Origin of the sequence: Staphylococcus caeli (genome assembly GCF_051413795.1) — a bacterium.
Lineage (GTDB): Bacteria > Bacillota > Bacilli > Staphylococcales > Staphylococcaceae > Staphylococcus > Staphylococcus caeli_A.
The window spans coordinates 13,714-36,439 of sequence record NZ_JBOIRQ010000021.1 but is presented as its reverse complement, the minus strand read 5'-3'; the positions used below and the strand labels follow the sequence as shown (position 1 = coordinate 36,439).

The 22,726-nt window shown below is 32.8% G+C and carries 25 protein-coding genes; 18 read left to right on the top strand and 7 right to left on the bottom strand.

The features are described from left to right. The first annotated feature begins 121 nt into the window (after positions 1-121). The 8 genes from ACSULM_RS10460 to ACSULM_RS10425 all read left to right on the top strand — a co-directional run bounded on the left by ACSULM_RS10460 (position 122) and on the right by ACSULM_RS10425 (position 7,454). Complete coding sequence (locus ACSULM_RS10460) at positions 122-763, top strand: endonuclease III domain-containing protein (RefSeq protein WP_436862597.1); 642 nt, start codon at positions 122-124, stop codon at positions 761-763. A gap of 147 nt (positions 764-910) precedes the next feature. Beyond that, the gene (locus ACSULM_RS10455) at positions 911-1,795 is read left to right on the top strand and encodes an ABC transporter substrate-binding protein (protein WP_436862596.1); all 885 of its coding nucleotides are present in this window, start codon (positions 911-913) and stop codon (positions 1,793-1,795) included. A gap of 293 nt (positions 1,796-2,088) precedes the next feature. Then, positions 2,089-3,033 carry a FecCD family ABC transporter permease gene (locus ACSULM_RS10450; RefSeq protein ID WP_436862595.1) on the top strand — a complete coding sequence of 315 codons (945 nt, stop codon included), beginning with the start codon at positions 2,089-2,091 and terminating at the stop codon, positions 3,031-3,033. A 114-nt stretch (positions 3,034-3,147) separates the two neighbouring features. Next, positions 3,148-3,846 carry an HAD family hydrolase gene (locus ACSULM_RS10445; RefSeq protein WP_436862594.1) on the top strand — a complete coding sequence of 233 codons (699 nt, stop codon included), beginning with the start codon at positions 3,148-3,150 and terminating at the stop codon, positions 3,844-3,846. Positions 3,847-3,849: 3 nt separating this feature from the next. Then, positions 3,850-4,650 carry an alpha/beta fold hydrolase gene (locus ACSULM_RS10440; RefSeq protein WP_436862593.1) on the top strand — a complete coding sequence of 267 codons (801 nt, stop codon included), beginning with the start codon at positions 3,850-3,852 and terminating at the stop codon, positions 4,648-4,650. A gap of 143 nt (positions 4,651-4,793) precedes the next feature. Further along, entirely contained in the window at positions 4,794-5,300 is a 507-nt protein-coding gene (locus ACSULM_RS10435; protein WP_436862592.1) for an SA0570 family protein, read from the top strand. Between the two features lie 418 nt (positions 5,301-5,718). After that, positions 5,719-6,429 carry a hypothetical protein gene (locus ACSULM_RS10430; protein WP_436854963.1) on the top strand — a complete coding sequence of 237 codons (711 nt, stop codon included), beginning with the start codon at positions 5,719-5,721 and terminating at the stop codon, positions 6,427-6,429. Positions 6,430-6,632: 203 nt separating this feature from the next. Further along, positions 6,633-7,454, top strand: a complete 822-nt coding sequence (locus ACSULM_RS10425; protein WP_436862591.1) for an alpha/beta fold hydrolase — start codon at positions 6,633-6,635, stop codon at positions 7,452-7,454. Between the two features lie 90 nt (positions 7,455-7,544). Here the strand turns inward: ACSULM_RS10425 and sarA are convergent, their stop codons facing one another. The 3 genes from sarA to ACSULM_RS10410 form a co-directional block, all read right to left on the bottom strand. Then, positions 7,545-7,919 (bottom strand): global transcriptional regulator SarA, encoded by a 375-nt coding sequence (sarA, locus tag ACSULM_RS10420; protein WP_069994278.1) that lies wholly within the window; start codon positions 7,917-7,919, stop codon positions 7,545-7,547. A gap of 360 nt (positions 7,920-8,279) precedes the next feature. Further along, entirely contained in the window at positions 8,280-9,098 is an 819-nt protein-coding gene (locus ACSULM_RS10415) for an efflux RND transporter periplasmic adaptor subunit (protein ID WP_436862599.1), read from the bottom strand. Positions 9,099-9,331: 233 nt separating this feature from the next. Beyond that, positions 9,332-10,264, bottom strand: coding sequence for a DMT family transporter (locus ACSULM_RS10410; protein ID WP_436862590.1), 933 nt, complete (start codon positions 10,262-10,264; stop codon positions 9,332-9,334). Positions 10,265-10,488: 224 nt separating this feature from the next. Here ACSULM_RS10410 and ACSULM_RS10405 point away from each other — a divergent pair, with 224 nt between their 5' ends. Then, positions 10,489-10,722 carry a hypothetical protein gene (locus ACSULM_RS10405; protein WP_436862589.1) on the top strand — a complete coding sequence of 78 codons (234 nt, stop codon included), beginning with the start codon at positions 10,489-10,491 and terminating at the stop codon, positions 10,720-10,722. Positions 10,723-10,892: 170 nt separating this feature from the next. Here ACSULM_RS10405 and ACSULM_RS10400 read toward each other — a convergent pair whose 3' ends face one another. Continuing rightward, complete coding sequence (locus tag ACSULM_RS10400; protein ID WP_436862588.1) at positions 10,893-11,111, bottom strand: DUF2922 family protein; 219 nt, start codon at positions 11,109-11,111, stop codon at positions 10,893-10,895. Between the two features lie 14 nt (positions 11,112-11,125). Next, the gene (gene sroA / locus ACSULM_RS10395; protein ID WP_436862586.1) at positions 11,126-11,332 is read right to left on the bottom strand and encodes a sigS mRNA-stabilizing protein SroA; all 207 of its coding nucleotides are present in this window, start codon (positions 11,330-11,332) and stop codon (positions 11,126-11,128) included. 147 nt (positions 11,333-11,479) lie between these two features. Between sroA and ACSULM_RS10390 the strand changes: the two genes are divergently transcribed. The 9 genes from ACSULM_RS10390 (at position 11,480) to ACSULM_RS10350 (ending at position 20,377) form a co-directional block, all read left to right on the top strand. Continuing rightward, positions 11,480-12,031 (top strand): tyrosine-type recombinase/integrase, encoded by a 552-nt coding sequence (locus tag ACSULM_RS10390; protein WP_436862584.1) that lies wholly within the window; start codon positions 11,480-11,482, stop codon positions 12,029-12,031. Between the two features lie 23 nt (positions 12,032-12,054). Next, positions 12,055-14,451, top strand: coding sequence for a DUF4040 family protein (locus tag ACSULM_RS10385; RefSeq protein ID WP_436862582.1), 2,397 nt, complete (start codon positions 12,055-12,057; stop codon positions 14,449-14,451). After that, on the top strand, positions 14,438-14,863 hold the full coding sequence (mnhB2, locus tag ACSULM_RS10380; RefSeq protein WP_436862580.1) for a Na+/H+ antiporter Mnh2 subunit B: 426 nt from the start codon (positions 14,438-14,440) through the stop codon (positions 14,861-14,863). Before ACSULM_RS10385 ends, mnhB2 begins: the two co-directional genes overlap by 14 nt. Further along, a complete protein-coding gene (gene mnhC2, locus ACSULM_RS10375) occupies positions 14,860-15,210 on the top strand; it encodes a Na+/H+ antiporter Mnh2 subunit C (RefSeq protein WP_436862578.1) in 351 nt (116 codons plus the stop codon). The genes mnhB2 and mnhC2 overlap by 4 nt, the downstream gene beginning before the upstream one ends. Continuing rightward, the gene (mnhD2, locus tag ACSULM_RS10370) at positions 15,200-16,702 is read left to right on the top strand and encodes a Na+/H+ antiporter Mnh2 subunit D (protein ID WP_436862598.1); all 1,503 of its coding nucleotides are present in this window, start codon (positions 15,200-15,202) and stop codon (positions 16,700-16,702) included. Before mnhC2 ends, mnhD2 begins: the two co-directional genes overlap by 11 nt. Further along, complete coding sequence (mnhE2, locus tag ACSULM_RS10365) at positions 16,702-17,184, top strand: Na+/H+ antiporter Mnh2 subunit E (protein WP_436862576.1); 483 nt, start codon at positions 16,702-16,704, stop codon at positions 17,182-17,184. Before mnhD2 ends, mnhE2 begins: the two co-directional genes overlap by 1 nt. Continuing rightward, on the top strand, positions 17,181-17,483 hold the full coding sequence (gene mnhF2, locus ACSULM_RS10360; protein ID WP_436862574.1) for a Na+/H+ antiporter Mnh2 subunit F: 303 nt from the start codon (positions 17,181-17,183) through the stop codon (positions 17,481-17,483). The genes mnhE2 and mnhF2 overlap by 4 nt, the downstream gene beginning before the upstream one ends. Next, the gene (locus tag ACSULM_RS10355; RefSeq protein WP_436862572.1) at positions 17,458-17,904 is read left to right on the top strand and encodes a Na+/H+ antiporter subunit G; all 447 of its coding nucleotides are present in this window, start codon (positions 17,458-17,460) and stop codon (positions 17,902-17,904) included. The genes mnhF2 and ACSULM_RS10355 overlap by 26 nt, the downstream gene beginning before the upstream one ends. A gap of 421 nt (positions 17,905-18,325) precedes the next feature. Continuing rightward, positions 18,326-20,377 (top strand): cation:proton antiporter, encoded by a 2,052-nt coding sequence (locus tag ACSULM_RS10350; RefSeq protein ID WP_436862570.1) that lies wholly within the window; start codon positions 18,326-18,328, stop codon positions 20,375-20,377. 574 nt (positions 20,378-20,951) lie between these two features. Here ACSULM_RS10350 and mntC read toward each other — a convergent pair. Next, positions 20,952-21,875, bottom strand: coding sequence for a manganese ABC transporter substrate-binding lipoprotein MntC (gene mntC, locus ACSULM_RS10345; RefSeq protein WP_436862568.1), 924 nt, complete (start codon positions 21,873-21,875; stop codon positions 20,952-20,954). After that, on the bottom strand, positions 21,872-22,708 hold the full coding sequence (locus ACSULM_RS10340) for a metal ABC transporter permease (RefSeq protein WP_436855355.1): 837 nt from the start codon (positions 22,706-22,708) through the stop codon (positions 21,872-21,874). The genes mntC and ACSULM_RS10340 overlap by 4 nt, the downstream gene beginning before the upstream one ends. Positions 22,709-22,726: the final 18 nt, after the last annotated feature.

The following is a 22,726-nucleotide window of genomic DNA, read 5'->3' as shown; positions in this document are numbered from 1 at the left end:
TGGTTATTAACATCTTACAATAGAGTGCCGTTTATGGGCATTTTTTTTATGAAATTTTAAGAGTGTTGCACTTAATATTACAATCCGTCATTAGCAAAAACATGTAACAGTGGGGGCTATAATGAAGTTAGATACAGAAACGTTATATCAAATATTACAGCGTCATATGGGACATCAAAAGTGGTGGCCAGCAGAATCGAAAATTGAAATTATTTTAGGAGCCATATTAGTTCAAAATACAAATTGGCGTAATGCTGCCTATGCAATAGAAACGTTAAAACGAGAAACGCAATTAGAACCACACCACATTCTGAATTTGAAATTGGAAGATTTGCAATTGCTTATTAAATCGAGCGGATTCTATAAAAGTAAATCTCAAACAATATTAGCATTATTGACTTGGTTGTCACAATACGATTTCAATTATGAGGAAATAGCAGCAACATATGGATCGAATCTAAGAAAAGAGTTGCTAAGTATCAAAGGCATTGGTAGTGAAACAGCAGATGTTCTGATTGTTTATATATTTGATGGCGTCGAGTTTATACCAGATAGTTATACACGCCGAATTTATCGCTTATTAGGATACGAACATACACAGCAATATGACAAACTCAAACGACATATTACTTTACCTGATCATTTTACAAATCAAGATGCGAATGAACTGCATGCACTTCTTGATAATTTTGGTAAGAATTACTTTAATGGTAAAGCGTCAGATCGATATACATTTTTAGATGAATACTTCAAAAAAGATTAAAATAAAGTAGATTAAAGGGCGCAATTTAAAAAATATTGTTCAAAATTTAGTAAGTATTAATTTTTAGCAATAGATTTATAATCAATGTCCAAAAAGATGGTTGAATTTGATATGATAAAAGTAAATTACTCAATAGGAGATTAAATCATGAAGAAACATTTTAAAGTTGTTTATCTTTTCATTATTTTGGCTGTCTTGTTAGCCGCATGTGGTACAAATTCTGATCAATCTAGCAAAAAAAAGGAATCAGACCAATCATATGACAGAATTGTTTCATTGATACCTAGTAATACTGAAATATTGTATGAATTAGGATTAGGAGATAAAGTTGTAGGTGTATCTACAGTGGATGATTATCCTAAAGAAGTGAAAGATAAAAAGCAGTTCGATGCGATGAAATTAAACAAAGAAGATTTACTGAAAGCGAAGCCAGATTTGATACTTGCACATGAATCTCAAAAAGCTACAAATGGAAAATTATTAAATGGCTTGAAAGAAAGTGGCGTGAAAGTCGTTTATGTTAAGGATGCACAATCTATAAATGATATGTACGGTACATTTGAACAGATTGGGAAAGTCACAGGTAAAGAAAAAGAAGCTAAGACGCTAATAAAAGAAACAAAATCTAATATTGAAAAAGTAAAAGATTCCGTGCCAAAAGATGCAAAATCACAAAAAGTATTTATGGAAGTGTCATCAGAACCAGAAATATATACAGCAGGTAAAGGTACATTCTTTGACGATATGTTAACACAACTGAAGGCTAAAAATAGCTTTTCTAATTTAGAGGGATGGAAAAAGGTAAGTAAGGAAGCAATTATTAAGAAGAATCCCGATATTATGATTTCGACAATGGGAACTTCTCAAAAAGAATATCAATCCGTTATTGATAAACGTGGCGGATTCGGAGATATTAATGCTGTGAAGAATAATCGAATTGAAGCGGTTAATGGTGATCAAATTTCACGACCTGGTCCACGCATTGATGATGGTCTAAAAGCATTACGTGATGCAATTTATAATAGCAAATAAGCGTCTTTAGTAGCGAGTGTACTATACACTAACGCTAACAAATACGTAAATGTTATTTACTGTGCATGACAATAGGCCTAATGTACTGTTACATGTCCATGTATAAGGAATATAAAAAATGCAACGTATATAGGAATGTTTTTCGCGAGTCGAACCCTTGAGTGATGTAAATGCACTTGAGGGTTCTTTTATTGGCTAAAGAGAACATTGATTTATGTAAAAGGGTATAGTGTAAAACACGTGCAAATGGTATTGTAAGAAGTGAAAGATTTCAGTGAAAGTGTGGCAAAGACATGAGGTATTCTAGAGCAATTATCCTTTGGATGCTATTACTTATCGTCAGTGTATTGTTGAGTTTATTATGGGGCATAGGCGCTATGAATGATGCATTATCCCAAACTATATTATTCCAAGTGAGAATGCCTCGTATGTTACAAGCATTGCTTGCAGGTATAGGTTTAACGATAGCTGGTCATATGTTTCAAACACTGCTAAACAATCCATTGGCAGACAGTTTCACACTTGGTCTCGCGAGTGGTGCAACATTTGGTTCAGGATTAGCAGTCGTCATAGGTGTGTCGTTCATTTGGTTGCCTGTCTTTTCAATGGTATTTAGTATTACAACATTAATAATTGTAATATCGTTAACGGCTGTGATGTCGAAGGGGTATCCAGTTAAAACATTGATCTTAGCAGGAATTATGATTGGTGCATTATTCAATGCGTTTTTATATGTTTTAATAATATTTAATCAACATAAAATGAATAACATTGTTAATTATATGTTTGGTGGTTTTTCAACTGCGGAATACAATGAAGTGATTTATATGGGTATTGTACTATTGCTTTGTATATTAATATTATTCGGTATGATATCTAAAATTAAACTCTTACAATTAGGCGATTTACGTGCACTATCTTTGGGCTTGAATGTGCGTACAGTGACATATAGTGTACTATTGATTGCATCTATTTTGACAGCAGTCATTGTTGCATATGTAGGTGTGATTGGATTTATTGGTATGGTAATTCCGCAATTAATTCGTAGAAGTAGGATGAGGTATCGCCTTGGACAACAGATGGTACTGAATATCATAATTGGTGGTACAATAATGGTATTATCAGATTGGCTAGGAAGCATTGTACTAGACCCATTCCAAATTCCAGCAAGTATCATTCTCGCTTTATTAGGCATTCCGGTATTATTCTATTTAATGGCGACACAACAACGCTTGTAAGAATGATTGCCTTGCATAAGTACGAATGAATTGTTTAAACATTCTAAAATAATAGTTACTTTACCATGTATGTGTAGAGTAACTAGAAATATGATAATTAAAGAGGTAATGATGATGGATGTATCACAAGTAAAAGCGGTCGTCTTTGACTTAGAAGGAACACTTTTAGATAGAAAAAAATCAAGAGAAAAGTTTATTGAAGAGCAATATGAAAGGTTTCATGACTATTTAGTACGCATTCAACTTGCAGATTTTAAAAGAAAATTTATAGAATTAGATGATGATGAAGATCATGATAAACCAGAACTTTATAAAGCAATCATTAAAGACTTTCACATTGACCGTCTGACTTGGAAAGATTTGTTTAATGATTTTGAAATGCATTTCTATCGCTATGTGTTTCCATATTATGACACCCTGTATACGTTAGAAAAATTAACAAAGGAAGGTTATTTAACAGGTGTTATAGCGAATGGTCGTTCTAAAATCAAACAGTATCGTCTACATTCGCTAGGTGTGGAAGACGCAATTAATTATCTTACTACTTCAGAAACAGTAGGTTATCGAAAGCCACATCCAAAGATATTTGAAGATATGTTGAATCAATTAGGCACGAAACCGGAAGAAACGATGTATGTAGGTGACGACCCACTTAATGATGTTGCACCAGCTAGGGCGATGGGTATGATTAGTGTGTGGTTTAAAGAAAACGAAGAGGTAGACATTGAACCTTTGCCAGAAGAGGTAGACTTTACAATTACAACAACCGAGGAATTGCTAACAATACTAGGAATTGCAGAGAAAGGGAGATAGTAAATGAATTTATTTACAACAAAAGATGACATTGCATTAAATTATAGAACAAGTGGCGAAGGCAATGCGATTGTTATGTTGCACACGGCTTTTGACAATATGACAGTATTTGATACGATTGAAAATCAATTTAACGGAAATAATCAAGTGGTGCTTGTAGATTTAAGAGGACATGGTTATTCGGATAAGCCACATGAAATAGACTTTAAGACATATGCTGCAGATATCAAGGCATTATTGGATCATCTATACATTACCAGGGCATCGTTTATTGGACATGAATTAGGAAGTTCAGTTGCTGCAGCCTTCGCCTCATTGTATCCTGATATGACAGATTCAATAACATTAATTAATCCGACTTTATTGAATGATATGACACCTGAAGAGCGCTTATACCGTAGATACGCACCTCAAATTAGAAATTGGGATAAAGATGCGCAACAAAAATTCTTGGATGAGCAATTATACTATTCCAAGCGTAAAGCGAAGAAATTTTTAAAACAAGTCGAAGATACGAATAGCATTGCAACAAAAGCAGAATTACAAGCTGTGAAAGACTCTTTTATAGACAATAATATTATGCATTATTTAAGTGATATTCAACTGCCTACATTAATTATTGCTGGTCAACACGGTGAACGAACAACGATTGTAGAGGCCAAGGAAGTTGGAGACTACATTGGAGAGGTTAAATTTGAAGTATTTACCTCATCTGGTTTGTATCCTTTTGTGGAAGAGAAAGATAAATTTGTAGAATTAGTATTAGATTTTATAAAAGAAAATGAAGTTGAGGCAACGTATTAGGTAAAAAAGTTGTAATTTAAGGTTACAAGTTAAGATAAATGAAGGTTGTTGTAATCTTTTTGTAACATTACTGTTATTTTAGTAATGTTTGTAGTATACTATGCGTAAGCACAAAAAGACATATAAATAAGGAGAGAGTGCTTATGAAAAAGTTAATTACAGCGGTACTCGTTTCAGGACTAGCACTTACGGTTGCTAGTACAGGCAGTGTAGATGCAGCTTCGGGTAACTCAATCCAAAACGTTAAAGCTTTACAACATGGAGATACTACATTGGAAGGTGCCAAGTTAGGGGCGTCAATTCAAAGTGTTTTAAAAAATAATCAAAAACCTGTTTATTCACATCGCCCTGATGGCAAAGAACATTATTACGAATTTAAGAAAAATAATGGCGTACTTGTTGTGACAGCGGATGGTAAAAAAGATAAAGGTAAAATTACAAATGTATCAATGAGCTATAATAAGCCAGATGGTCCAACTTATAAAGCAGTTAAACATCAAGTGAGTAAAAATGCAGTAGCACGTGAGCATTATAATAAAGTAACTGGTAACTTTGGTTTTGTTCAGGACAAAGGTTTATCTTATCAATTTAGTTCACCATCACCAAGTGATAAAAATATTAAATTATATCGTATAGATTTGACTGAGTAATCGCCAATCTAAAATAAAAATCAATTTTTTGAGGCTGGGACATGAATGAGTGTCCTGGTCTTATTTAGTTGTTTAACATATCTATAGTACTTATTAATGCGAGTAAATTTTATTATTAGTGGTTAAACCGTTATGTTTTCTTAATGATTATGCAGAATTTCTACAAATATATGAATTAATGAATCAATTTTTTAGAAAAGTGAAATTTCTGTATCGCTATCGTGTTATTGTTATAATAGAATGATAAATGAACTGGCAATTTAATAGTTTTGAAATTATTTCATCATACTAGCACTGCATTTACCATAATGGCAAGGGTTGATAAATAAGAACTATGATTAGCCAACACCTTTGTAGATAAGATAATGTATCTCATCTATAAGAAAATGGTTTTTAAAAATGTACAAAGGAGATCAATATGAGAGTTAACGATAAAGTATTAGTGGAAAATATCAATGATTATTTCACTCATAAAGGCCTTTCTCCAAACTTGATAGAAGATATAAAGGGAAAACTAAAAAAAGATTTTCAAAAATCAGAAGCCAAAGATGAAGATTATATTGAATATAGACGAAAATCACCTGCTGAGATTATTTTAACGATTCAGCGTAATTTATTCACATTACAATTGAATCCGATTATATTTTTTATTATTAATTTTATCTTGATTTCTTATTTATACGATAAACAGTATGTATCATTCCAAGCAGCTACAGGAACATCTATTTTTTATTGCTTAGTGATATTACCAATTTCTATATTTATTTACTTAAGGATAGACTGGAAGAATTATTTATATAGCAATAAATTTGAAATGATTATTGGTCTAATTGTGGCTGTGGCCTCATTTATACTTATTATTTCTCATGGATTAAACATGAATATTGGTATTGTTGCGGTTACAATTTATGCCCACCAAGTCGTATTTTTTGTAGGTGTACTATTTAGTGTCTCCGGGCTTTATTTTGGAAGATTAGAGTTTACGGGTATTGGCTTATTGTTCTGTCAGAAAACGATAGATGCTATGATTAGTAATCCAAATATCGCTCAAATAGGATCAATTGTTATTTGGATACTTTTATTAATTGTGATTATTTACTATACAATTCGAATTTCATCTAGGAATTAATAACTTTCCATGGTGAAAGATTTAATATAATAATATGAAACACGTTTCAATATGAAGTGCTGAACTGTTGCACGACATATATAGAAACGTGTTTTTTAGTAGACTAGGTAAGCTTATCTCGTAAATTAATAACTTAAATAGAAAAGTTGGCGTGAGTATCTAAATATTAGGGTATATAACTTCTGTAAGGGAGGTGACCCATAATGGAAAAAATTGCAACAAACGCTAACACCGAGATTACATACATCCGAGAGGGTCAAGGTTATCCTGTAATTCTAATCCATGGTCTAGATAGTAATATGGCATCCATGGTTAGTTTGAAAAACACATTAAAGCAAACGTTTGATGTTCTTATTTATGATGTGAGAGGCCATGGCAAATCAACGAAAACAAATGCATTCCAATTAGACGATCATGTAGAAGATTTAAAGATATTGATGTCCAAATTAAATATTCCAGCAGCGCATGTCATTGGCCATGACATGGGAGGTATTATAGCAAAACGCTTTTCAGATGAATATGAATCAATGGTCTTATCACTCACACTTATTGCCTGTGATTTAGTAGAAAGTGTCCATGGTTTGAATAGATTGATGGTAGAACATCAAGATGAGATTGAAGGATTTGATAAACACGAGGCACTAATTTTACTAATGCCATACATGTATAAAGATTCAGAAAATGCGAAAAAATGGCTTCAACATCAATTCATATATAGCAGACAATCTGCAGAAGATAGTGCAGTTGCAGCACGTGCATTAATGGGTTTTCCAGTATTTGAAAAAGATGTAGAGATTAAACAAACGGATATTCCTACTTTAATTATTAATGGGGAACATGATCCTTTAGTTACACAAGATACTGTTGAAAAATATCGTACAGCATTTACATCTATACACATGCAAACGTTTAGTCAATCGGGTCATGCACCGCATATCGAAGAACCACAACGTTTTTTAGAATTATTGATTGCATTTATAAAGTCTATAACAAGCAAACAAAGTATGAAAACAACAGAATATTAATAATCGTTATACTGTATCTACCGATTTCTGGTTACAGATACATAAAAAGGATCTTTCCAAGTTGGAAAGATCCTTTTTATTATAATTGGCTTAGACTTCTTTTTCGTCGTTCGCTTCTTTAATACGGTTGTTCACACGTGAAAGCAACTCGTTGATTTTTTTACGTTGTTTTGAATTGACTAAGATTAATACAGTTCTTTCGTCATGTTCGTTACGTTTCTTATCAAAATAATCTTCTTGTGATAAGTTTTTAACTGCTTTAACAACTTGTGGTTGTTTGTAGTTTAAATGATTAATAATATCTTTTAAATAGTATTCTTCACTTTCATGTTCGCTAATATACGTTAATACAGCGAATTCCTCAAAACTTACTGAAAATTCTTTTTTGATGATTCCTTTTAATTTATCAGCATAAGTAACCATTGCTAATAATTCAAAACAATCATTGATTTTGGTGATAGCCATCCTTATTCCTCCCTAGTGTAATGCCCAATCAAGTATACATATTAAAAATGTTGTTGTATAAATATTTGTCTTAATTCAAAGTTAAATACAAAGAATTCATCATAATTTGCAGTATCATTATATTTGGGTAAAATATATTAAAACTGCTATTATTTAGTTTATTATAACTAAATAAAAATAGAAAGTAAACAAAAATCTGTTTAAGCGTTGCATGAATGATTTAAGATATTAATTCAATTCTTTAAATACCAATGGTCGATTTAAAATTAATATTTCTCGATTTCAATTTTCCATAATTTGATAAAATTTCTAACTAAGCTAAATCGATTTAAAACTGCCCGCCATTTATAATGTTTGCATTTATTGTTTTAAAAGTACGGCATTTGCATCTTTGGCAATAATATCGCCTTGTCTCAATCCTTCGAGAATTAACACATGTTTGTTATTACCCATTTTTTGTACTTTAATAACCCGTTTTATAAATTTTTTATTTCTTTTTAAAAAAACAAATTGATTATCATAAATAGCAGTATTTGGAATTTCAATTGTGTGACTGGGAATATCAATTTGAAAATGTTTTCCAAAACGGAATTCAGGCATACTTGTAATTGTCACAGCATAACTGGATTTCTGACTTGAACGATTTGTATGGATAGGTAAGCGATCAATGGAAATAACTTCACCAGTAAAAGTACGAACTGAATCAGCTTTAACGCTTAATTTATCTTTTAATTCCAATGAGTTTACTATTGTTTCTGGAACCGCAGTTTTGATTATAGCATTAGGTTGATAAATTTGCAGAATAAGTTCATTATTTTTCGATGGAGAGCGTTGATTTATGGCAACAATACCATCTATAGGCGCATAAATTGTTGACCTTAATTGAGATTGTAGTGTTTCGATTTCATATTGTATACGTTGAATTTCTAAATTGAGCGAGATGTTTTTATTTGGAGATATTTGATTTAAGTGAGCAAGATATTTCTGTTTTGCAGTAATTTGATGTTCAATATCGGAATTGTAATATTCAAATAGAGGGGTTTGTTTTTTGACTGTGGCGTTATTTTTAACGAACCAATGATTAATATAACCTTTAGAAGTTAAATAGTATATAGGAGCCGTTTGAGTAGGTGTTTGGATTCCAGTGATTACTGTAGGAGGGCTATACTTCACCTTCATGGTTTCTATGGGAGTGTCATTAAGCTGTGTTTTAAGGGTAGTTATATAGGGCCAACCGAACCAGAACATACTACTTATGATGCCAATAAGCATAAATATTAAAATAGATTTTCGCAATAAAGTCACCTCATGTTGTTTGATGTCTTTATTATACAAGTACTGTTTAAGGACTTTCTATAAAAAAATTGAGTCAATTACCATATGTTAAAAGTAATTGACTCAGTAGTTCATTTTTAAAATAATCTCAACAATATAATACCAATCATCATAGCAACGATACCTGCAATTTTTCGTGGTGTAATCTTATTGACATGCGTTCCTAGGAGACCGAAGTGGTCAATGATACTACCCATGAGCATTTGGCCGAGCATGACGATAATTGTAGTTAATGCAGCGCCTAAGTGGGGCATTAGAATAATATTTGTTGTGACGAATATAACGCCGAGTATACCTCCGATAAAATAAATAGGCTTGAGTTTACCTTGTTGTGCATGAGTAGTTGTAAGTTTGAGCGTTCTATTAAAGACAAGTGTCAATATGAAAAGAACCACTGTCCCAACAAAGAATGATACTAATGATGCAGCGATAGGTGATTGAAGAGATTGCCCTAAAGCACTGTTAATTGCAGTTTGAATAGGTGGACAAAAGCCAAATATAAAACCAATAAATAACCATATATAAATCGTTGAAACACCACGCTGATTCGCCATTGGATTGCGACGCACATAATTCATCAGTAAAATACCAAAAATTAAAAATAGAATGCCTAATACTTTGAAAATAGTAAATGGTTCTCGATCTGCCCCAAACCAACCAAAAGTATCAATGGTAACGCCCATAATAATCTGGCCGGCTACCGTCATGACGACAGTTAATGATGCGCCTAAACGTGGTAATAGTAATAAATTACCTGTAAGGAATATAACACCTAACATCCCTCCGACAAACCAAAGATAGCTCAATGATTGATCGCTTATGTATTGTGCACTAAAGATATGAGGGTTAAAAATGAAGTTAATAAGTATTAAAAATATTGTCCCGGTTGCAAAGGATATCGTTGAGGCATAGAACGATGACTTCGTATAAAGACTGAGTCTTGAATTGATAGAAGTTTGAAATGGAACAACCATGCCCGCAATAATGCCTAGTATGTATAAAAGAATCATTAAATCACGCTTTCTTTATATATAGCTACATTATATATGAAAGATAAAAATAATCATAATTTTAAATTTGTTGTAAAAATGAATGTAATTGATAGAAAATAATGTACACAATACAGGAATTATAATAAAATATCTATGTTGATGAATTTTGAAATTTAAAAGTAATTAAATTAATGAAATTTTTAAATAATAAAAGTAATAATAGAAGTGAGTGACTATAAATATTGAAACAACTTTCCATAATTCGACTTTTAGATGAGGAAACTTTTTTCTTGGGTGCTGGTAGTAATGACAATATTAAAAAAAATCAATTTTTAGAAGTGTTGAATTCAAGACGCTCATATAAAAATCTAGCGCAAATTGTAGAAGTGTATGACCAATATGCAATGTGTAAGAAGCTAGGTAAAAAGAAAATATTTTTTGGAGATACGGTTAGATTAAGACCATATAGAGATTAGGGTAATACGTAAACTAAAAAAGCATAGATTAAGAAATCACATACAAGGTGTATTTGATTTCTATAGTATATACTATAATGCACAAAAAAGGCATGAAACGCTAAGGTTTCATGCCTTTTCTTTGGAACACATTGTCACTAAGATTAAATTTTGCTTCCAACTAGAAACGATTATTTTTCAAAAATCATTTTTGTTGTTTTATCGATGATTTGAGCTGCATGTGCAGTTGTTGGTATACGAGCTTTGGGTCTTAAAATGTCTAGTTCAATCAATTTAGACATACCTTCTTTAACTGCTGATTCGTTTAGAAAGTGCTCGATTTTGGGTATTTGTATCTTGATTGCTTTGTTTACGGCGTCATTGAAAATAAGTTCTAATGTTTGGCTCATAATTGAAATCCTCCTTAATTAATTGTTTCTGTTTTGATAACTTCTAATTTATCAAAGTGTTCTCCTGTGATTTGCTCGATGATAGATTTAAAACTTTTAAGTTGTTCAGGTGTTGCATCGGTGTTTAAGTTTGTAAAATGACGTTTGAATTGTGTTGCTTTTCCATCTTTATCGAACAAAGTGCGCGACAATGTAACTGCAAGTTGACTAATTGTATTCATGTTTGCCACCTCCTTTCACTATATATATCGAAAGTGAGATGTAAATTGGTCAAAAATAATTTGAAAAATTTGAGTTAACCTCTTCCATGTGACATAAATATCATATATCATTAAATAAGAAACATTTGAGCGATGAGAGGTGAATATATGAACCAGGTAGATCCAATTAGGGATATACATGAGATACAAGCAATGTATAAAGTATTGCGAGGTAAGTCAGAACGAGATTACTTATTATTTAAATTTGCAATTCATACTGGTGTGAAACTTTCAGAGTTATTAAATCTTTGTGTGAGCGATGTTCAAGATAAAGATCAATGCATCAAACATTTTTGGCTTGAAGATCATTCGCCGAACATTCACATTAGATTGCCAGATAATTTGAGAAATGAATTAGCGCAATATATTAAAATCGAACAATTAGCAATGGACCAATTACTATTTCAATCAAATAGAACGTTAAAAGGATTATCTAGACAACAAGCGTACCGTATTATACATGCTGCTGCGGAGGATATCGGTATGTTACATATTGGTTTAACAACTTTAAGAAAGACATTTGCGTATCACGCGTACCAATCAGGGATATCGATTTCTATAATACAAAAATATTTAGGACATCAAACGACGTATGAAACGATGAAATTTATCGGTATTTCTACTAAGAAGTGCAAGACAACGATTGCGTTAAATTTATAAATCTTAATTAAAGGGGGGATAACATGAGTATTGTTTACCTACTAGGTGCATTAATGTTCATAATGATTATCTTGTTAGGAACATTAACTAAGCAAAGTTTTCAGAAATTTGCTGGATATATAGCGCTTTTAGCACCACTTATAGCTTCAATTTACTTTTTATGGCAAATACCACAAGTCCTTCAAGGACAGTTTGTGTCAGTTAAAATTCCATGGTTAACTACATTAGATATAAATATTGATTTTAAATTAGATGGTTTAAGTTTAATTTTCAGTTTATTAATTTCATTAATTGGCTTAGCCGTTGTTTATTATGCAACTCAATATTTATCCAAAGAACGCGATAATTTACCTCGTTTTTATATTTATTTATTATTATTCATGTTCAGTATGTTAGGTGTAGTAACAGCTAACAATACAATCCTATTATATGTATTTTGGGAATTAACAAGTATTTCATCATTTTTATTAATCGTGTATTGGTACAGTAAAGGTGAGAGTCAATTCGGTGCCATACAATCATTTATGATTACTGTGTTTGGTGGACTCGCTTTATTAGTTGGGTTCATCATGATTTATAATATTACTGGTACAAATACGATTTCATCCATTATCGAACAAAGCGATAAAATTGCGCAAAGTGATTTATTTATACCGATTATTATCTTGTTACTCTTAGGCGCATTTACTAAATCTGCGCAATTTCCATTCCATATTTGGCTGCCAAAAGCGATGGCTGCACCTACACCCGTTAGTGCTTACTTACATTCAGCCACTATGGTAAAAGCAGGGATATTCCTACTATTCAGATTTACACCAGTATTAGGTTTAAGTGATTTTTATATCTATAGTGTGACATTTGTAGGGTTAATAACAATGATATTCGGTGCAGTTAATGCGGTTAGACAATTTGATATGAAAGCAATTTTAGCTTATTCAACTATCAGTCAATTAGGGATGATTGTTTCTATGGTTGGTATAGGTGGTGGCTTTGCACAACATCCAACTGGTGAATTATCGAAAGTTTACGGCATGATTTTATTTGCTGCCTTATTTCATTTAATGAACCATGCATTATATAAAGGTGCATTATTTATGGGTGTCGGTATTATTGATCATGAAACGGGAACAAGAGATATTCGCCGCTTATCAGGATTAAGGAAAGCTTTTCCAATTACACACTTAGTAATGTTAATTTCAGCTTTATCAATGGCAGGCATACCATTCCTAAATGGATTTTTAAGTAAAGAGATGTTCTTTGATGGTTTGGTTAGTGCAATTGAATTGCCACAGTTCGGCTTGACATTGACGATTATTATTACTGCAATTGGTGTCATCGCAAGTATATTTACATTGGTTTATGGTGTGTACATGATTAAAGAAGTGTTCTGGGGAGACTCAAGTCAAGCTTATTTGCCGAAAGCTGAGCCCCATGAACCATTCTTATTTACTTTACCTTCTGCAATCATGATGATTTTACTACCAGTCATCTTTTTCATTCCAAATTTATTTGGCAGTAATATAATCTTACCTGCATTGCGCAGCATTACAATTGGTGAAAAAGTTGACAGTATTGCGCCACATATATCACAGTGGCATGGCATTAACTTGCCGCTTATATTGAGTATTATAGTGATGGTTGTTGGGTTCATCATGGCTATGAAGATTAACTGGAAAGACTATGCGAATCACATTAAAGTGAAATCTATTACAGATTTGTATTTAGGTTCATACAAACAGTTTGAACATTATTCAGGTTACAGCATTCGTACATTGATGAATAACCGTTTAAATCACTACATTACTATTACACTGCTTATTTTCAGTATGGTAGTGATATACGGCATCATTCAAGCTGGTTTTCCAGAAGTACACCAAATCCATGTTAGTGATTTTGGGCCAATTGAAGTCATAACATTAATTGTAGTATTCGTATTGGGAATCGCTTTAACATTTATACGTCAACGACTAACAATGGTAATTTTAAATGGTATTATCGGATATTGTGTAACGATATTATTCATTTTAATGAAAGCACCTGATTTGGCATTAACGCAGCTCGTAGTAGAAACGATTACGACAATTCTATTTATTGTTAGTTTCTCACGTCTACCAAACGTACCACGTGCGAAAGTACATAAAAAACGTGAAGCCGTTAAAATTATCGTGTCATTACTGATGGCTGTCATCGTCGTAACACTCGTGTTTATTGCACAACAAAGTGATGCAATGCCTACAATTTCAACGTTTTATCATGATGCGTATGAATTAACAGGTGGTAAAAATATCGTCAATGCCATTCTAGGTGATTTCCGTGCACTAGATACACTATTTGAAGGTATGGTACTTATCATCGCCGGACTCGGTATTTACACGCTACTTAACTTTAAAGAACGGAGGGGTCAAGATGAAAGAGAATGATGTTGTATTAAAAACGGTCACTAAGATTGTCGTATTTATCTTGTTAACTTTCGGATTTTATTTATTTTTAGCTGGACATAGTAATCCAGGTGGCGGATTTATTGGCGGTCTCGTATTTAGTTCAGCGTTCCTATTAATGTTCTTGGCCTTTGACGTGAAACAAGTGTTGGTAGCATTGCCACTTGATTTTAGAATATTAATGATTTGTGGATCCTTACTTTCATTTATAACTGCTGTGATACCGATGTTCTTTGGTAAACCGTTCCTTTACCAAACAGATGCATATGTACAGTTACCATTATTAGGTGAAGTACATTTAACAACGGTAACCGTATTTGAAGCGGGGATTGTATTGGCAGTAGTCGGCGTCGTTGTCACTGTTATGTTATCTATCAGTGGTGGTCGCTCATGAATTTAATCTTATTATTAGTTATTGGCTTCTTAATATTTATCGGAACGTATATGATATTATCAGTCAATTTAATTCGCATTGTTATTGGTATTTCAATATATACACATGCAGGTAATTTAATTATTATGAGTATGGATAAATATAGTAAGAATAAAGTTGAACCGTTGATAGGTGAAGTTAGTCAGAACTATGTCGACCCATTGCTGCAAGCGATCGTTTTAACAGCGATTGTCATCGGTTTCGCGATGACAGCATTTCTACTCGTACTAGTTTATAGAACCTATCGTGTGACGAAAGAAGACGAAATCGATGTATTGAGAGGTGATGACGACGATGATCATGAGTAATTTATTGATTTTACCATTATTATTACCAGCCGTATGTGCGCTAGGGCTCGTGTTCATACGTACGCATAGTCGTTTATCACGTGTATTCTCAATCGGTACGATGGGTATTACGACAGTTATATCCTTACTTTTGCTTGTCTACGTGATGAATCACAAGCCGATTACTTTGGATTTTGGAGGATGGCAGGCGCCATTCGGTATTCAATTTGTAGGCGATTCATTGAGCTTACTCATGGTTACAACTTCATGTTTCGTTGTAACATTAATTATGGCTTATGGGTTTGGTAGAACAGAAAAACGAGCGATTCGTTATTATTTACCAAGCTTTATACTATTTTTAACAGTAGGTGTAATTGGTTCGTTTCTTACGGCAGACTTATTTAATTTATATGTGATGTTTGAAGTTATGTTATTGGCATCATTCGTGTTGATTACACTTGGACAATCTGTTGAACAATTACGTGCAGCTATTATTTACGTAGTATTAAATATTTTAGGTTCATGGTTACTCTTACTTGGTATTGGTTTGCTCTACAAATTAACGGGTACGTTGAATTTTTCGCTTGTAGCCCAACGATTAAATGAAATGGACGATAAAAGTTCGATTGTCATTGTCTCCATGGTATTCTTAGTTGCATTTAGTGCTAAAGCAGCATTAGTTCTGTTTATGTGGTTACCTAAAGCTTATGCTGTATTGAATACAGAATTGGCAGCTTTATTTGCAGCATTAATGACAAAAGTCGGTGCCTATGCACTGATTCGCTTCTTTACATTGATATTTGATGAGCATAATGGCATAACACATCCATTACTTGTATTTTTAGCATGTATTACAATGCTCATTGGTGCTTTCGGTGTAATAGCGTATAAAGACATTAAAAAAATTGCGGCATATCAGGTAATTTTATCTATAGGATTTATCATTTTAGGCCTAGGAACAAATACATTTTCTGGTATAAATGGAGCAATCTTTTATTTAGCAAATGATATTGTGGTGAAGACATTATTATTCTTTATCATAGGTAGCTTAGTTTATATCACAGGTGTTAGACAATATAAACATTTATATGGCTTAGCGAAACAAGAACCATTCTTCGGTGTCGCATTTGTTGTGATGATTCTAGCTATCGGTGGTGTGCCACCATTTAGTGGTTTCCCAGGGAAAGTCTTTATATTTAAAGGCGCGATTGAAAATGGAAATTATATTGGTTTGGCACTAATGATTATTACAAGTTTAATTGCTATGTTTAGTTTGTTTAGAATATTCTTTGTCATGTATCTTGGCGATGAGCAAAAAGGTGAAGTAATCGACTTTAAAAAGATTCCTACCTACCGTAAAGGGTTAATAGGAACGTTAGTTGCAGTCATTCTCGCAATGGGTCTAGCTGCACCAGTGATATTTAAAGTTACAGAACATGCGACACATTTAAATATGGATGATGGTATGTATGAAAAAATGGTGAATCCGCATTTGATAAAGGGGGATAAATAATGCAACAAGTCTTATTAAATATTGTTATTGCCTTTTTATGGGTATTATTTCAAGATGAAGACTCATTTAAATTATCTACCTTTTTTGCGGGTTACCTTATTGGTTTATTAGTTATTTATATTTTACATCGTTTCTTTGGTCAGCAATTCTATTTAAAAAAAGTCTGGGTCGGTATTAAATTTTTAGCTGTCTATCTGTATCAGCTAAGTACGTCTAGTATTACGACGATTAATTATATTTTGTTTAAAACGAAAAATTTGAACCCTGGACTCGTTACTTATGAAACGTCTTTAGATAGCGACTGGGAAGTGACGTTTTTAACTATTTTAATTATTATTACACCAGGATCTACAGTCATAAGAATTTCGAAAGAAAAGAAAAAGTTCTTTATACATGCCATTGATGTTTCGGACAAAGAGAAACAAAAATTGTTGAAAAGTATTAGACAATATGAAGGACTCATATTGGAGGTGGCAGAATGATAAGTGCGATGACTGATTTTTTCATAACAAGTGCACTCATATTATTTGGAATTGCGCTATTACTGACTTTGTTTAGATTAATTAAAGGACCAACTACAGCAGATAGAGTCGTTACCTTCGATGCTGCCAGTGCCATATTGATGTCTATGGTTGGTTTACTCAGTATTGTGTTTGGAACATTCTCATTCCTAGATTCTATCTTACTTATAGCTATTATTTCGTTCGTAAGTACGGTCTCTATTTCTAGATTTATAGAAGGGGGGCACGTCTTTAATGCAAACAACAAGCGAAATCGTTAATTTGTTAGCGGCATTTATGATTTTCTTGGGTAGTATCATTGCATTAATCAGTGCAATTGGTTTAATTAAATTCCAAGATGTCTTTTTACGAAGTCATGCGGCAACGAAGAGTTCGACCTTATCCGTCTTATTAACATTGGTCGGCGTAATCATCTTCTTTATATCGGAGCAAGGTTATTTAAGTGTTAGGCTTATTTTAGCACTTGTGTTCATTAATTTGACGTCACCGGTGGGCGGACACTTGATTTCTCGAGCAGCCTATCGTACAGGTGCATATATGTATCGGAAAAGTGATGCACCAAGGCAGTCGAGTATATTATTGAGCTCCACTGAAAATAATACCTTTGAACAACTGAAGAAACGTGCTCAAGAGAGAGAATCGCGTAGAAGAGAAGTATATGAAAAAGAGAACGATTATTAATGGTGAATTTGAAGATGTGTCTGTGCTTCATAGACTAGTAACTATTGATTTATAAGTGACTAATGTGTCATCAGAAATTATATAAAAGCAAGATAGAAATGCATTTAGTAATGGATTTTTATCTTGCTTTTTTTATGTAGTAAATGTTTATAGGTATAAATAGTTAAGTTCTTGTGCATTTTCAAACAGAAACTCCTTTGCAAGTGCAATACATTTAAGCAATAGGCGATAAAATGATAAAATAATATATATTTGTAATTGTTATAAATTTTCAAGAGGTTATCAAATTTATCCTTGAAAAGATTTTGGTAAAATATAATTAAGTGTTTGAGACTTAAAACTTCATACGAGAACGTAATAATTTTTATGTTTCAACCTCAACAATTATGAAAGAATAATGACGTTGAAAAGAGGTGAAACCTTGCAAATATTTGAAACGATACTTATATTTTTAGCGCTTGTCATAGTAAGTTCGTTTGTACACACCTTCCTTCCTAAAATGCCTTTAGCATTCATCCAAATTATATTAGGTATGTTGCTTTATGTAACACCTATACCAGTAGAATTCCATTTTGATTCTGAGTTATTTATGGTGGCATTAATTGCACCCTTACTTTTTGTTGAAGGCGTTAAAGTTTCGCGCGTTCATTTAAGAAGATACATTAAGCCTGTCCTTATGATGGCGCTTGGTTTAGTTGTAACAACAGTAATTGTTGTTGGCTTATTTGTGCATTGGATTTGGCCAGATTTACCATTAGCAGCTGCATTTGCGCTTGCGGCTATTCTTTGTCCGACTGACGCCGTTGCAGTACAAGCGATTACTAATGGAAAAGTATTACCCAAAGGTTCTATGACAATTTTAGAAGGTGAATCTCTATTAAATGATGCTGCTGGTATCATATCTTTTAAAATTGCTGTAGCAGCACTTATTACAGGTGGATTTTCAATGGTTAATGCCGTTGAACAATTTTTAATTTCATCAATAGGTGGCTTTATAGTAGGTTTACTAATCGGAGTAGCATTAGTCAGATTCAGAGTTACATTATCTAGACGTGGCATTGAAAATATTAATATGTTTACTTTTTTACAATTAGTAACACCGTTTATCACATATCTTGTAGCGGAGATGTTTCATGCATCGGGTATTATTGCAGCAGTTGTAGCAGGTTTAGTGCATGGTTTCGAGCGTGATAGAATTGCGCAAGCACGTACAAGATTACAAATGAGTTATAACCATACGTGGAATATTTTAGGATATGCATTAAATGGCTTTGTATTTTCTATTTTAGGATTTTTAATACCAGAAGTTGTTGGGCGTATTATTGAAAATGAACCACATAACTTAATGTTCTTAATTATCGTGACGTGTCTTATTGCTTTAGCCATTTATTTATTTAGATTTTTATGGGTATTTGTTTTATACCCGTACTTCTATTTGCCTGTCAGCCCATTCCAGAAAATGATTTCGTATAATGAGGATGCACAGAAAGTCACAGAAACGCCGCCTAAACGTGGCATGTATGCGTTTATAATGACTCTATGTGGTGTGCATGGAACGATTTCATTAGCGATTGCTCTGACCTTACCTTATATGTTAGCCAATCATCATGCATTTAGTTTTCGAGATGATTTATTATTTATTGCTTCAGGAATGGTCATTATCAGTTTAATTGTGGCGCAATTTATCTTGCCATTAGTTACACCGAATGCGAAAAAACCTAAAGTGTTAGGTATGAATTTTAAACAAGCAAGAGTATATATTTTAGAAAAAGTGATCGATTCACTAAATCAACAGTCTTCGGTAGCCTCAAGTTTCCAATATGGAAATGTCATTAAAGATTATCACGATAAGTTAGCATTTTTAAGAAGTGTGGAGAATGAGGATGAAAATACAAAAGAACTTGAAAGATTGCAAAAGTTAGCATTTGATGTTGAAAATGAAACGCTCAATAATTTAGTGGAGAATGGAGATATCACAACAAACGTCTTGGATAACTATATGCGTTATACTGAACGGACGCAGGTATACAAACAAGCATCGTTATTTCAACGTATTAAGGTAGAAGTAAGAGCATTTATATTGAAAAGAAGAATTAGATCAAAAGTAAAAACCAATGCTGCCTCACCTTTATCCGTTGTTGATAACTTACGTGAAATTTCAAATGTTATGCGTACGGTGCATTACCGTGTAGTCAGTCGTTTAGGTAAAGAGACAACGGAAGATAACAAGTTAGAAGTCGGAATGATTTGCGATAGTTACCTCATTCGTATCGATAATTTAACACCTTCAAATTTCTTCAATCCTAAAAATGAAAATTCTATTACGAAAATTAAATTAAATGCACTAAAAGAACAACGACGTATTCTTAATCAGCTCGTTGAAGATGAAGAAGTCAGCGAAGTTACAGCATTAAAAATTCGTGAGTCAATCAATTATGATGAAATGATTATTGTTGATAGTTTAACAGATTAATGAATATTTTAAGAAAAGCAGATTCCAATAACTCAGAATCTGCTTTTTTGTGTTTTCAATTGATTAAGTGAATTAGATTTATTCTGCTAATTCTAGTAAGTAGTGCTACATGGAAGGAATACATTCGCTATTGCGAATGCATAAGTGCGACTAAGCTCCATACATGAAGCAAGTCACACTTTAAAATGCCACTAAGTCATCAAATGAGAAGGAAGGATCCAGGGACATAAATAGATGTCTCAGGTTATTTTCCAATTGGGCAGTAGCTGACTGAATTGAAAATGCGCTTATATCAAGCTTTTTTCAATTCTAGTCATCCTTGCCGGGGTGGGACAACGAAACTTTTTTAGAAAAGTAAGTTTCTGTCCCACTCCCATAAGCGAAACTAATTTTTTCAAAAAAGTTTCGCTAAAAAAAAATCTCCATCAATGGGGGGAGGAGCCGCCATTGATGGAGTAAGGGAGATGATTTAAGGCTTGAATACCACCATGCCGTACGTATCATTAGGAGGGAAGTCGTACGGCATGGGACTATTCACCTATAAATAGGTAAAATAGCCCGCATCATTTATGCTTTATTCCATGCTACCGTGTACCGTTTCAATATTAGATTTCATCATATTGTAATATGAGTCACCTTTTGAACCTTTTTGGCCAATTGAATCAGTAAACACTTCACCATAGATGTCTTTATTTGTTTCTTCACTTAAACTTTGCATACTCTTCTTATCAACACTTGTTTCAACAAGTAGATGCTTCAGTTTATTATCTTTTACGAATTCAATCGCTTGTTTCATTTGTTCTGGTGTGCCTTGCTTTTCAGTATTAATTTCCCAAATATAACCTGGTTTAATGTCATATTGTTTAGAGAAGTATTTAAAAGCACCTTCACTTGTAATCATTGCTCTGCGATCTTTTGGAATGTCATTGAATTTTTCATGACTATCTTTATTAAGTTTTTCTAATTTTGCAATGTAATCTTTACTGTGTGATTCAATATCATCTTTGTGGTTTTTATCATGTTTTAACAATGTATCACGTATTGTTTCAACATATTTGATACCATTTTCTAAACTTAACCAAGCATGTGGATCTTGTTTAGATGTATCGCCTTCAGCACCATTTAAGTAAAGCGGTTTTACTTTATCAGAAACTTTGACTACGCTATCATCTTTTGTTGATTTATTTGCTTGTGACAATGCTTTGTCAAACCAACCATTACCTGTTTCTAGGTTCAAACCGTTATAAAATACAATGTCTGCATCAGTTAATGCTTTGATATCTTTAGGCTTTACTTCATATTCATGCGGGTCTTGGCCAATTGGAACGATACTATGTACTTCAACATTATCGCCGCCAGCGTTTTTAACCATATCGTATAAAATTGAGTTTGTTGTTACGACTTTTAGTTTTTCATTAGAGTTTGATTCATTTTTTCCATTACCACAAGCTGCTAAAAACAACAGTAGTACTAATGCGATAGATATTATTTTTTTCATGTTTGTTGTCCTTTCCTATTGAAAAATTGTAATTTGCTTAAAATAAAAATAACGATGTAAATCATAAATGCGCAGAATACAATGGTTGCACCACTTGGAATGTTATAAATATAACTTATGTATAATCCTACAATTGCGCTGATTGTACTAATTAAACTTGAGATTATCATCATTGTATGGAGTTTTTTAGCAATTAAGAATGCTGCTGAAGCAGGTGTGATGAGTAGTGCGACTACCAAAATAATACCTACTGTTTGAATACTTGCGACAGTTACGAGGGATAATAACAACATGACAAAATAATGAATAAATGTTGTATTTAAACCGCTCATTCTACTAAATACAGGGTCAAATGTTGATATCATTAGTGGTCTATAAAAGACAATAATTAAAATCATAACAATTATTCCAACAATGACGGTTGACCAGAAAGTAGATTGCGTAACGGCGAGTAAATTACCAAAAAGTATGTGATAGAGATCGGTTGTACTATTGATTAAACTAATAAGAATCACACCGATTGCTAAAAAGGCCGTGAAACTAATACCGATTGCAGCATCTGGTTTGGTTTTACTATTTTTAGTGATAAAACCAATAAAAATACTGGCAATCATACCTGTAACTAATGCTCCGATGAACATTGGAATACCAAATAAAAATGATAATGCAACCCCTGGTAACACTGCATGGCTCATAGCATCACCCATTAGAGATAGTCCTCTGAGTACAATCAGACACCCTACAGTTCCACAGACAATCCCTACAACAATAGAAATGATCAATGCGTTACTTAAAAATTTATAATCCAGTAAATGTTGTAAAAATTCCATAATAAGTTAAGTCCTTTCTAA